The organism is Muriicola sp., assembly GCF_049669965.1.
Taxonomy (GTDB): domain Bacteria; phylum Bacteroidota; class Bacteroidia; order Flavobacteriales; family Flavobacteriaceae; genus Muriicola.
Genome location: NZ_JBATLB010000004.1, coordinates 1 through 12100 on the forward strand (window position 1 = coordinate 1; position 12100 = coordinate 12100).

Annotated in this window: 11 protein-coding genes; 2 read left to right on the plus strand and 9 right to left on the minus strand. The window is 44.1% G+C overall.

Annotated features, from left to right (window positions below; genetic code table 11):
- On the plus strand, positions 1-570 hold a 570-nt coding region (locus WBM49_RS00070; protein WP_424370011.1), incomplete at its 5' end, for a carbon-nitrogen hydrolase family protein.
- A 25-nt stretch (positions 571-595) separates the two neighbouring features.
- On the opposite strand, the gene WBM49_RS00075 is transcribed toward WBM49_RS00070, so the two are convergent.
- Genes WBM49_RS00075 through WBM49_RS00085 form a run of 3 tightly spaced genes read right to left on the minus strand, consistent with a single transcriptional unit; the run spans position 596 to position 3415 of the window.
- Complete coding sequence (locus WBM49_RS00075) at positions 596-2002, minus strand: NAD(P)(+) transhydrogenase (Re/Si-specific) subunit beta (protein ID WP_424370012.1); 1407 nt, start codon at positions 2000-2002, stop codon at positions 596-598.
- A 1-nt stretch (position 2003) separates the two neighbouring features.
- Positions 2004-2315, minus strand: a complete 312-nt coding sequence (locus WBM49_RS00080; RefSeq protein ID WP_424370013.1) for an NAD(P) transhydrogenase subunit alpha — start codon at positions 2313-2315, stop codon at positions 2004-2006.
- 32 nt (positions 2316-2347) lie between these two features.
- A complete protein-coding gene (locus tag WBM49_RS00085; protein ID WP_424370014.1) occupies positions 2348-3415 on the minus strand; it encodes an NAD(P) transhydrogenase subunit alpha in 1068 nt (355 codons plus the stop codon).
- Positions 3416-3692: 277 nt separating this feature from the next.
- Here WBM49_RS00085 and WBM49_RS00090 point away from each other — a divergent pair, with 277 nt between their 5' ends.
- Positions 3693-4958 carry an NAD(P)/FAD-dependent oxidoreductase gene (locus WBM49_RS00090; protein ID WP_424370015.1) on the plus strand — a complete coding sequence of 422 codons (1266 nt, stop codon included), beginning with the start codon at positions 3693-3695 and terminating at the stop codon, positions 4956-4958.
- Between the two features lie 38 nt (positions 4959-4996).
- On the opposite strand, the gene galK is transcribed toward WBM49_RS00090, so the two are convergent.
- The 6 genes from galK to WBM49_RS00120 all read right to left on the minus strand — a co-directional run.
- The gene (galK, locus tag WBM49_RS00095; RefSeq protein WP_424370016.1) at positions 4997-6139 is read right to left on the minus strand and encodes a galactokinase; all 1143 of its coding nucleotides are present in this window, start codon (positions 6137-6139) and stop codon (positions 4997-4999) included.
- A gap of 102 nt (positions 6140-6241) precedes the next feature.
- Positions 6242-6427 carry a YgaP family membrane protein gene (locus tag WBM49_RS00100; RefSeq protein ID WP_424370017.1) on the minus strand — a complete coding sequence of 62 codons (186 nt, stop codon included), beginning with the start codon at positions 6425-6427 and terminating at the stop codon, positions 6242-6244.
- Positions 6428-6438: 11 nt separating this feature from the next.
- A complete protein-coding gene (locus tag WBM49_RS00105) occupies positions 6439-6744 on the minus strand; it encodes a hypothetical protein (protein ID WP_424370018.1) in 306 nt (101 codons plus the stop codon).
- 59 nt (positions 6745-6803) lie between these two features.
- A complete protein-coding gene (locus WBM49_RS00110) occupies positions 6804-10031 on the minus strand; it encodes an efflux RND transporter permease subunit (protein ID WP_424370019.1) in 3228 nt (1075 codons plus the stop codon).
- A 105-nt stretch (positions 10032-10136) separates the two neighbouring features.
- Positions 10137-11213 carry an efflux RND transporter periplasmic adaptor subunit gene (locus tag WBM49_RS00115; RefSeq protein ID WP_424370020.1) on the minus strand — a complete coding sequence of 359 codons (1077 nt, stop codon included), beginning with the start codon at positions 11211-11213 and terminating at the stop codon, positions 10137-10139.
- Positions 11214-11242: 29 nt separating this feature from the next.
- On the minus strand, positions 11243-12100 hold an 858-nt coding region (locus WBM49_RS00120), incomplete at its 5' end, for a TolC family protein (RefSeq protein ID WP_424370021.1).

The window sequence follows — 12100 nt, forward strand, 5'->3', positions numbered from 1 at the left end:
AAACTGGTAAATGCGGGGTATTTATGCCGCAGGGATGGTAGTATGGAGCGGTATGAAAAATTGCATGTCACACCGGATGAAGCCAAGGTATGGGGAATGCAGGGAGGGGATGAATTAAAGACCTTTGATACGGATTGTGGGAAGATCGGGGTGTTGATCTGCTATGATTCCGAATTTCCGGAATTAAGCCGTTTGTTGGCAGATGAAGGAATGGACATCTTATTTATTCCCTTCCTGACAGATACACAAAACGGTTATTCCAGGGTGCGGCACTGTGCCCAGGCACGAGCCATTGAGAACGAGTGTTATGTGGCCATAGCGGGAAGCGTGGGGAATTTGCCCAATGTGCATAATATGGACATACAATTTGCCCAATCTATGGTATTTACACCTTGTGATTTCTCCTTTCCTACAAATGGGATCAAGGCCGAGGCTACTCCCAATACCGAGATGATTTTAATTGCGGATGTGGATATAGATCTACTGCGCGAATTGAATCAGTTTGGGGCGGTAAGGAACCTGCGTGATCGAAGAAAAGACCTTTTTGATCTTAAACGGACAAACTCTTAATTACAGATAAAATAAAATCCTTGATTTAGGAATCCAGTGTTTTTACCTCGTCATTAAGTTTTTCCAGGGTTGCTTTAGCATCACCGAAGAGCATTTTAGTCTTATGGTGAAAGAATAAATTATTCTGAATACCGGCGTACCCCGGACTCATGCTTCGTTTCAATACCACTACATTTTTGGCTTCCCATACGTTGATGACAGGCATCCCGTAAACAGGACTATCCGGGTCATCATAGGCGGCCGGGTTTACCACGTCATTGGCTCCTATCACCAGCACCATATCTGTACTGGGCAAAGCCTCATTGGCTTCTTCCATATCCAGTAATTTTGGATACGGAATATCTGCTTCGGCTAATAATACATTCATATGTCCTGGCATTCTTCCGGCTACAGGGTGAATCGCGTAGTTTACTTCTACTCCATTGGCAGACAGCAGATTGTCTAACCGTTTTACCACTTTTTGTGCCTGGGCTACTGCTAATCCATAGCCGGGAACAATTAGGACGCTTTCGGAGTAATAGAGTTGAATGGCCAGGTCTGTATAGGTAATTTCTTTGGCCAGTTGTTTTTCTCCTTTGGTGTCGGTTTTGTGATTGTTTTCCCCAAAACCCCCAATCAAAACATTTAGGAGGGAACGATTCATGGCATTACACATTAATACCGTAAGTATGATTCCGGCAGAACCCACCAGGATACCACCAACTAACATGATCTTATTGTCATAAATGAGTCCGGCTGCAGCAGCTGAAAGACCGGTAAAGGCATTGAGCAGGGAGATAACAACAGGCATGTCTGCCCCACCAATTGGTGCCACAAATGAAAATCCATAGACCAGGGCGAGTACCATCAGGATCACTATCTGCCAAATGGATGGATCATTCAAATGGAGATACACATACCCACTCAAAACCAGCAAACCTGCCAATAATATCAGGTTCAGAATATTGTGTTTAGGGAAGGTTACCTGATGATCCTTTATTAATCCCTGTAACTTGGCATAGGCCAGCATACTTCCCGTAAAGGCAATGGCACCTATCAGCAGTGTTATCAATAAAATAAGTAATTGACCATCATTGAGCACAGAGTATCCATTGGCAAATTGGGCGAGCTCGGTAAATGCCAGTACCACGGCACAAGCCCCTCCCAGACCATTAAAGACAGAGACCATCTGTGGCATAGCCGTCATTTCGATTTTTGCGGCACTAACATAGCCTATAATGCCGCCTATGATCATAGCCACGAAAATCCAAAGGTAGTTGTTGGGTGCATTGCTTATGGGGATAAATAAAGTGGCCAGAATGGCAATAGCCATCCCCAGGGTAGCAAGGGCATTTCCTTTACGAGCGGTATCTGGCGAACTCATCTGACGCAGGCCAATTACAAAGGAAGTGGCTCCAAGCAGATAGGTAAGATTAATGGCGGTAGTGATCATTTTATTTTTTCTTTTTTGAAAACATTTTTAACATCCGGTTGGTCACTGCAAATCCTCCCACCACATTGATCATACCCAGTACCACGCCCAAAGCCCCCAGGCTTAGGCTAAAATAATCTGTTGGGGATGCGTTTCGGATGAGTAAGATAGCACCTATGATGACCACACCACTGATGGCATTTGCACCAGACATCAAAGGAGTATGTAAAACAGTTGGTACCTTAGAGATTACTTCAAACCCAAGGATTACCGTAAAGATTAATAGATATATCAGGATGAGGTTTTCGTCCAGAAAAAGAAAAAGTTGTTCCATATATGTGATTATTTGGCTTAGTAGTCTTCCTGTTAGAGTAAAGTTTTTGAGATGATCTCATTTTTTTGATCCAAAACCAACTGACCTTCCTTTACAATAAGCTTTAAATAATTCGCCACATTGTTACTGTAAAAAAAGCTGGCATCCTTGGGCATTTCAGCGGCCAGATGGCTGTTGCCAATGATTTTTACGCCTTTGTAAACTATTGTCTTGTTATCTTGGGTTACTTCACAATTTCCTCCTGTGGAGGCAGCCAGATCTATGACCAATGATCCTGGTTTCATAGTACTTACGGTCTCTTCCGTAAGTAAAATAGGGGCTTTTTTACCCATGATCTGTGCCGTTGTTATTACCACGTCCGATTTGGCCGCACGCTGTTCCACTTCCTGTTGTTGGCGTTGTAAAAATTCTGGTGTTTGTTCCACTGCATACCCACCGGCATCTTTTTTGTCTATCGCTCCGGAGACTTCAACAAATTTGGCACCCAGGCTTTCCACCTCCTCCTTTGCGGCGGCGCGCACGTCAGAGGCCTCTACCATAGCTCCCAATCTTCTGGCCGTGGCAATTGCCTGTAAACCGGCTACTCCTGCACCCAAAACCAATACCTTGGCAGGTTTAATACTGCCTGCAGCCGTGATCATCATAGGGAAAAAACTAGGGGATTCATTGGCTGCCAATAATACTGCCTTATACCCCGCAATGGCTGCCATGGAAGAAAGTATGTCCATTGTCTGGGCAATGGTCGTTCTGGGGATAAGATCCAGACTTACGGCCTTTAACTCAAGGGTTTTGATATATTCTATCAGAGGTTGGTTGGTGTAAGGAGAAAACATAGCCACCAGCAATGCCCCTTTTTTAATACTGCGAAGATCTTCCTTGGGGATAGGATTAATGGTGACGAGAATATCTGCTTCGGCGAGGATAGACTTCCTGCTTTTAATACTGGCGTACTTCTCGTATTTAGCATCCGGAAAACTGGCCAGTTCACCGGCCCCACCTTCCATCCAGAATTCGGTATTTGTTACGTTGAATTTTTTAAGGGTGCTTGGAACCAGGGAGACACGTTTGTCGTATGGTTCTTTAAGAATTCCTATGATCATACAGTTGTAGAGATAAATCTATGATGCCTCAATGTAAGTATAAAATACTGAAATCAGAAATTGTACAGCATCAATTCCCAGCAAGTTTTGTGGCATACCCTTAGACTAATCCTGTATTAAGAGAACCAGTGAAATATCATATAATATAATATCTTTAAGGGATTACTTACAAACCAATTCAGGGAGTTGCAGTATCTGAAATTGGGTTAAAAAAACCATTGCTCAATCATCTGGTAATACCTGATTTTGCAAGAAAGGGAAAATAGCAACAAGGATAATGAAGAACAAGAAACTAAAAATTGTGATCATCGGCGCCGGATTTGGTGGGGTAGAACTGGCAAAATCCATGAGGAATAAGCCTGTTGAGGTACTATTGATAGATCAACACAACTACCATAATTTTCAGCCCCTGATGTACCAGGTGGCAACCGGGGGTTTGGAGCCTGGGAGTATTGCCTATCCGGTACGCCGTATTTTCAGGCGGAACAAGAACGTAACGTTTCGGATGGCAGAGGTGCAGGAGGTTGTATTGGGAGAAAATAAACTGCTAACCAGTATAGGCGAGATTGCCTATGACTATTTGGTGATCGCCACAGGGAGTATCACCAACTTTTTCAATTTTGAACCGGTTAAGGATCAACTCCTCACTTTAAAATCTATCCCTGAAGCACTCAATTTAAGAAGCTTTGTTTTTCAAAACCTGGAAAAGGCACTGGCCAATACCGGGAATGAACCCCTGGAGGAGATCATGAACATTGCCATAGTAGGCGGCGGACCTGCGGGGATAGAACTTGCCGGGGCCCTGGCCGAAATGAAACGCTTTGTGCTCCCGAAGGACTTTCCCGAATTAGACCTTACTAAAATGAGTATCAATCTCTATGAAGCTTCCCCCAAATTACTGGCGGCAATGTCCGAAGAGGCTTCTGCCAAATCCTTGCGCTATTTAAATGAATTGGGGATCAATGTGCACCTTAATGCGAGAGTGCATGGATATGACGGTTCCAATATTACCTTAGAAGATACTTCTTCCTTCAGAACAGATACGGTCATTTGGACGGCAGGAGTAAAAGGAGCACCTATCAAAGGATTACCGAAGGAAGTTATCATTGGAGGAAACAGGATCGCTGTCAACGAATTTAACCTGGTGTCTGGTAGTGATAGAATTTTTGCCATAGGAGATGTCGCGGCCCATATAACTCCGGAAGAACCAAAAGGATTGCCTATGTTGGCACCGGTTGCACAGCAACAGGGAAAACTACTGGCTAAAAACTTAATGCGACTATCAAAAGACAAACCTATGATGGCCTTTAAATACTTCGACAAGGGGGTGATGGCTACCATAGGACGACGAAAAGCAGTGGTAGACCTCAAGGTGTGGAAGTTTCAGGGGACATTTGCCTGGTTGGTCTGGATGTTTGTTCATATCATGTCCTTGGTTGGATTCAGAAATAAGATCGTGGCCTTCTTTGACTGGATGGTAAATTATTTCACCTATGACAGGCCATTAGGACTAATTATAAGACCGTATAAAAGGAAGGAATGAAAAATGGAACTAGGGTTACTGCAACAACCACAGATTATTTACAGCTGTCGCGTTCCCTCACTCAGTACCACCGGGTAAGCAGACAACGCTCTATTAAATCGGGCATGGTATTTCTCAGTTGCCAGTTGTATAAAACTATCTGCTGTGTTTTTTCTAATAAGGTTTAGGGTGCAGCCTCCAAAACCTCCCCCCATCATTCGTGCTCCCAAAACATCTTCAGACGCTTTGGCCAGATCTACCAGAAAATCTAATTCAGTGCAACTTACCTTGTATTGAAACTGCAATCCCGCATGGGAAGCATATAAAAGTTCTCCGAACGCACGCAGATCATTCTTCCTTAGGGCCGCCACAGCACTGATAACGCGGGTATTCTCTTCCAGGACGAATACTATTTTTTGATAATCGTCTCTCGTAAACTGATCTCGCTGTACTTCCACTTGCTGAAGACTGAGCTCGCTCAGCGAGCCAACCCCAAATAGCTTTGCTGCCTTGTTGCAAACCTCACGGCGCTCATTGTAGGCAGTATCTGCCAGTTGGTGGGGAATATTCGTATTCAGCAAGAGCAGCTGGTATTCCTTAGGGTGGAATGGGATCTGTTCCGAGCCTAAAGTGTTGCAATCCAGGAATAGGGCATGGTCTTTTTGGCCAAACATACTGGCAAATTGATCCATTATGCCACATTGTACGCCTACAAAATTATGCTCGGCTGCTTGTGAAATATGGATCATTTCCATTTTTGAGAGACCCAGCCCAAAAAGTTCATTCAAGCCAAATGTCAGGGCGTTCTCCAGGGCTGCTGAAGATGAAAGTCCGGCTCCCGGAGGCAGGTCGCCCCCAAAAACAACATCGAAAGGAGGTATTATCTTCCCTTTTTTGTGGATTTCGTCTACCACACCGAACAGATAGTTTATCCAGCCATTAGAAAGGGGTTTCAATTGGTTTAAATCAAAACTAAATTTTTCGTCCTTGTCCACGGCAATGGCGGTGCAGGAGGTCCCCTTGCTTTGTTGTACGGCCATTACAATACCCATATCTATGGCTGCAGGAAGTGCGTATCCCAGATTGTAATCTGTGTGCTCCCCAATTAAATTGATACGCCCCGGCGAGAAAACCATCAGCGGGGTGGTCCGGAACTGCTCCAGAAAATAATTCCTGACTATGCCGATACGCCTTTGATCCATACAAAGTTTTGTGATATCAAAAATGCGTAAAAAAGCCGGAATAATAGCATCAAGCTTTTTGGGTAGGGTAGAATCTACCCTTAAAAAGACCCTCTCACTAGATCACTCTTTTACCCCCAATTTATTAAGGATATCATCCATCAGGCACCATTTGGTGACGGAAGATTGCAAGAGGTTAGCACCCACAAAGGCAGTGAACCATAACCAATGAATATTGACATAAATGGCTAATAAGAGGCTGATAAGGATAAAAGAACCGGCCACGGCTCGTACAATTCTGTTTTTCATCACTGTAATTTTTATATGAACTTTTCGATAGGAACTACAATAGCCTTTATGGGGTTATTGGTTTCCAAATGTTGATTGAATTCTTCAATGAGCTTAAAGAGATGGTCAATATTTTCTCCTTCTGTAAAGGAGAAGAATAAACTAGATTCCACCCCACCTGTATCACTTGGGAACCAACTAGCCGTCCGCAACATGGTGGTAGGGTTTTTGAACCCACTGATATCAGACTCACTAAAATTTTCAATATTAGCTTTCTTAAAAAGTTTTGGGATCTCTTTTTCAAACTGTTCTACGGCGGTTACTATTAGTAGTTTCATCTTATTTGTGCTTTAAATTGTTACCTCTCACACCTGTTTTGAGGTGTCATTCAAATTTCTTACTCCTGGTTTTCCAAGGTGGTTGCCTCAGCAACTTCGGGGTATTTTTTGCGTTCTATCATGAAATATACCAGCGGTACCACCAGGAGTGTAAGTACAGTGGATACTATGGTTCCTCCCATCAGGGATATGGCCAGACCCTGAAAAATAGGATCAAAAAGTATGACAAAAGCCCCAATGACCACGGTTCCTGCGGTTAGTAATATAGGAGTGGTTCTAACAGCCCCTGCTTCTATTACGGCTTTTTTCAGGGAAATCCCGTCAGCCAGCCTGATATTGATGAAATCTATGAGCAAGACAGAATTCCTAACCATAATACCCGCCAGTGCGATCATCCCAATAAACGAAGTGGCAGTGAAGAAAGCACCCATTAACCAGTGCCCCAGCATAATCCCAATCAACGATAGCGGAATGGCCACCATCATGACAATAGGTGCCTTAAAGTTTTGAAACCAGCCTACAATTAAAATATAGATGATAACAATGACTCCTAAAAAGGCAAGCCCCAAATCCCTGAATACTTCCAACGTAATTTGCCACTCCCCATCCCATTTTACAGTATAATCATCTTCAAAATCGGGTTGTTTTATATATAGTTCCTGGATAGAGTAGCCTTCCGGTAGAGGTAATTCCTTAAGTGCATCGGTCATGCCCAGGATGGCATACACCGGACTTTCCAATTCCCCCGCCATATCGGCCGTAACATAAACAACCCGCTTCTGATTCTTCCGGTAGATGCTTTTAGCCTGGATGCTTTCCTGAATATCTACCAGATCACCGATGGGGATCATAACCGCTCTGTTCGATTTTACTTTCAATTGTGAGATATCCAGGGGTGTTGATTTCTCTTTCTCATCTAACGCCAGTATCATCTCTATCTGTTTAGAGGCATCTTCGTCGTATAGTGTACTGATCGCCTGCTCCGAAAGGGCCATGTTCATGGTGTGGGTAATTTGTTGGGGCGTTACCCCATAGAGCATGGCTTTTTCCTTATCAATAACAAAATCGTACTTTGTCTGGTCTGCTTCTACCATCCAATCTACATCTACCACATCCGCTGTACCTTTCAGTAATTGCTGTAACTGATCTGCAAGTTGTATTTGTTCCTGGTGGTCCGGACCATAAATTTCCCCTACAATAGTGGATAAGACCGGAGGCCCTGGCGGAACCTCTACGATCTTTATATTAGCGCCGTATCTGGATCCGATTTGCTGTATTTCTTTCCGCATGGAACTGGCTATCGCATGACTTTGTTCGCTACGCGTCCCTTTGTCTACGAGGTTTACCTGTATATCGGCCATATTGCTGCCAGAACGGATGTCGTAGTGGCGCACCAGTCCATTGAAGGTGATCGGGGCAGAAGTACCCACATAACTTTGATAATTGACCACTTCCGGCCTTGTAGACAGGTATTGAGATACCTCTTTGGCAACCACCGCACTACGTTCCAGGGTAGTACCTTCGGGCATATCTATCACTACCTGAAATTCATTCTTGTTATCAAAAGGCAGCATTTTAACCACTACCGATTTTGTAAACAACAAGCCAACAGATCCGAGCAATAACAAGAAAGTAATTCCCAGGAACAGCCACCTTTTCTTATTATTCTCAATCAGGGGCTTCTCAAACTTTTCGTAAATGCGGTATATAAAGGTTTCCTCCAGTGGTTTTTCTGCTTTTTGCTTTTTGCCATCTTCTTTTTCCCTTAAAAATATAAAGCCTAAATAAGGGGTAATGGTAAGGGCTACAAACAAGGACAAGATCATGGCAATAGACGCCCCAATGGGCATAGGCGACATATATGGGCCCATTAAGCCCGATACAAAGGCCATGGGTAATACCGATGCAATGACCGTAAACGTGGCCAGGATGGTGGGGTTCCCTACCTCATTAATGGCGTAGAGTGCCGCTTGCTTAAATGGCAAGCGCTTCATCTTAAAATGCCGGTGCATATTCTCCGCAATGATAATGGAGTCATCAACCACAATTCCCGTCACAAAGACCAACGCAAAAAGCGTGATCCGGTTAAGGGTATAGTCTAAAATATAATAGCTGAGCAATGTTAATGCAAAGGTGATAGGAACGGATAAAAACACTACAAGTCCACCTCTCCATCCCATGGCCAGCATTACTACAAACGTCACGGCAACGATGGCCCCCATTAGGTGCATTAATAGCTCAGAGACCTTATGGGAGGCCGTTTCTCCATAGTTCCGTGTTACTTCTACATGTACCTCGTTTGGGATGAGGTTCTTTTTAAGATGTTCTACCTTCTCTAAAACCAAGTCGGCAATGTTCATGGCATCGGCTCCCTTTCTTTTCGCCACAGAAATAGTTACTGCCGGATATTCGGAGAAATAAGTGTCTGCCTGGTCACTGGCCCTGCCATAACCAAACGACACATAGTTTTTAGGGATCTCAGGACCGTCATAAATAGTGGATATCTGTTTTAGATAGATGGGCTGCTCTTGTTGCACCCCTACTACCAGATTTTCCAAATCCTGGGGAGTAGACAGAAATTGCCCTGTCGTTACCAGAAACTCGGTATCGTTCTTATCAAACGAACCACTGTTTAATTGTTGGTTGTTGGCCTTTATCATTTCGGCTATGGAAAGGAAATCCAGGCCACTTTCACTCATTTTATCCTTATCCAAGACCACGCGTAGCTGTCGGTTTCTTCCGCCTATCTTTTGGGTGGCAGACACATCGTTTATTTTTTCTATCTCATCCGTAAGTTCCTGGGCTATCTGTTTTAATTGATAGTCATCATACTGATCACTCCAAAGGCTCAGGCCCAAAACGGGTACATCATCAATGGCCCTGGTCTTTACCAGCGGAAAAGTAACGCCTTGCGGCATAATGTCCATGTGTTTGTTGATCTCGTTGTACAGTTTCACAAAAGACCTCTCAATATCCTCTCCCACATAAAACTGAACAATTACCATCGCCTGGCCCTCCATAGCGGTAGAATACACATACTCCACCCCCTTGATGTTTGAAATAAGCTTTTCCAGCGGCTTCACGACCCGAGATTCTACCTCCGTAGGACTAGCCCCGGGATAGCCAACAAAGATATCGGCCATGGGTACATCAATCTGTGGTTCCTCTTCCCGCGGAATCAGGAAGGAACTATAAACCCCTATGACCATAAATACGATCATCAATAATACGGTGAGCTTAGACCCTATAAATGCCTTTGCAATCTTACCTGCTAATCCTTCTTTCATGCTTTTTATTTTTGGCGTTCGGGCGGGCTTTCCGCTAGTACTCCTCGTCCTTAAAAAATGTAAGGCCTGCGGGGTTCCGCATCAATCCCTAACGCAGCTTTTTAATTATTGAATACTAATTTTGGCCCCATTGAACAATTTGCCCTGGGCACTGGTTATGTATGATTCGTTGGGTGCAAGCCCAGATAAGACCTCTACCTCATCCCCAACGGTCCGGCCAAGGCGCAGCCATCTTAATAAGGCCGTATTACTCTGGCTAACCGTAAAGACCCCGGAAAGTTGTCCCTGGTTTACCAAGGCTTTTACAGGGATCATAATGGTAGGAGCTGCTGTTTTTTGCTCTAAAGGAAATTGTACCGTGGCATACATGCCAGACAAAATGGGTACGGTGGTTTTATCGAGGGTCACTTTAACCAAATATTGCCCACCTGTATTGGTGGCCGAGGTGCTTACTTCGGCTACCGTTCCTTTCACTGTCTCATTTATAGACTTTATCACAACCCCTGCCTCAGTTCCCAATGTTATTTTTAGGATTTCAGTTTCAGGGACCATGGCCATCACCTGGAAATTACCGGGAGTCTCCATCGCCAGTAAAGGCGCTCCGGGATTGGCCATATCTCCTTCCTTTATAAATTTGTTGGTCACTACTCCGCTGAAAGGTGCTCTTATGTTGATATAAGACAACTGGGCATTTACTTCATTTCTCATTTCCCTGGCGCCCTCCAGTCGAGCCTTGGCCATATTGTAATTAGCGGTCATATCGTCTAGTTCTTTCTGGGAGGCACTATTTTCCTGAAAGAGATTCATAAATCGTTTGTAATCCTTTTCGGCGTTGTTAAATGCTGCAGAAGCCTCGGTTATTCCTGCGTTGACTTGCGCCAGTCTGGCCGAAATATCAGCATTGTTGATACTTAGCAACAGTTGTCCCTTCTTTACCCGATCGCCTACATCTGCATAAATTCTGTCAACATACCCCATCATTCGGGTACTTAGGTTAGCATTGTTAACGGCCTCTACCTTCCCACTGGCAGATAAAAAGGGTGTGCCACCTTCTTCAGTTACCGTACTTACTTGTACTTCAACTGCGGGTATATTGTTGGCGTCTATCTCCTTGTTTTTATCGCCACAACCCCATGTAAGAAACCCTGCTACCAAGATGGCTGTTATATGTATATTTTTCATTTTTCTTCTGATTAATTGTTTACCTCTGATCATGATCCTTTGGTTAAGAATTGAACATACGCCAGGGCGTAGTTATGCTGGAATATGGTGGTGTAATATTCCAGTTGTTTTTGTGAATACTGAGTTTCTGCAAGAAGCAGGTCTGTGGTTCTTTCCAGACCCTCTTCGTAGCGGTTGGTCCTTATACGCAGTGCCTCTTTTGATTGTTCCAACGCCAGGGCGGTAAGCTTCAGGTTATTTTTCATGTCCTGAAGCATGCGATTCGCCCTCTGCAGCTCAACCTGACTTTCCATTTTGTACTGTTGTAATTCTAGTTTCGACTTTTCGTAGGCCGCTCTACTTTTTTTTGCTTTGCCAAAACGTTTGCTGCCTTCCAGGATATTCCATTTTAGTTCTGCTCCCAGTAAATATCCATTGGCATCGCCCTGGAAGATCTGATCATCGTGAAGTTCGTAGAAACCAAAAGCATTTAATCTTGGCAGGAAACTCATTTTATCTGCCGTATATATTTGTTTGTATGCCTCGCTTGCCATGGCCATCGCCTGGATATCTGGCCTTTCTTCCGAAAATGTTTCCATAGAAATTTCATTGGTGTTAACGGACAGGGCATCTGCAGGTTGTAAGATCGTATAGGTCTCATCGCCCATCATTACCGATAAAGAGTTCGATGCGTTTTTAATACTACTTCTGGCGTATTGCAGTTGATTTTCTATTTCAGTGAGCCGCACTTCCACGGCCAGCACATCCGACTTCTGGAGATAGCCCTGCTTAAAACTGTTGTCGGCGATCCTTTTGTTCTCCAGGGCTGCCTCTTGGGCTTTTATTAAAACGTCTGCTGTTTTATAGGCCAGTTGCAGTTGCATATAGGCCTTGTTCACCTCCAGAAG

Coding starts and splice junctions, on each gene's coding strand:
- WBM49_RS00075 (WP_424370012.1), bottom strand. CDS start 2,002: ATGATCACTACCGCCATTAATCTTACCTATCTGCTTGGAGCCACTTCC.
- WBM49_RS00085 (WP_424370014.1), bottom strand. CDS start 3,415: ATGATCATAGGAATTCTTAAAGAACCATACGACAAACGTGTCTCCCTG.
- WBM49_RS00080 (WP_424370013.1), bottom strand. CDS start 2,315: ATGGAACAACTTTTTCTTTTTCTGGACGAAAACCTCATCCTGATATAT.
- WBM49_RS00105 (WP_424370018.1), bottom strand. CDS start 6,744: ATGAAACTACTAATAGTAACCGCCGTAGAACAGTTTGAAAAAGAGATC.
- WBM49_RS00110 (WP_424370019.1), bottom strand. CDS start 10,031: ATGAAAGAAGGATTAGCAGGTAAGATTGCAAAGGCATTTATAGGGTCT.
- WBM49_RS00090 (WP_424370015.1), top strand. CDS start 3,693: ATGAAGAACAAGAAACTAAAAATTGTGATCATCGGCGCCGGATTTGGT.
- WBM49_RS00100 (WP_424370017.1), bottom strand. CDS start 6,427: ATGAAAAACAGAATTGTACGAGCCGTGGCCGGTTCTTTTATCCTTATC.
- WBM49_RS00115 (WP_424370020.1), bottom strand. CDS start 11,213: ATGAAAAATATACATATAACAGCCATCTTGGTAGCAGGGTTTCTTACA.
- galK (WP_424370016.1), bottom strand. CDS start 6,139: ATGGATCAAAGGCGTATCGGCATAGTCAGGAATTATTTTCTGGAGCAG.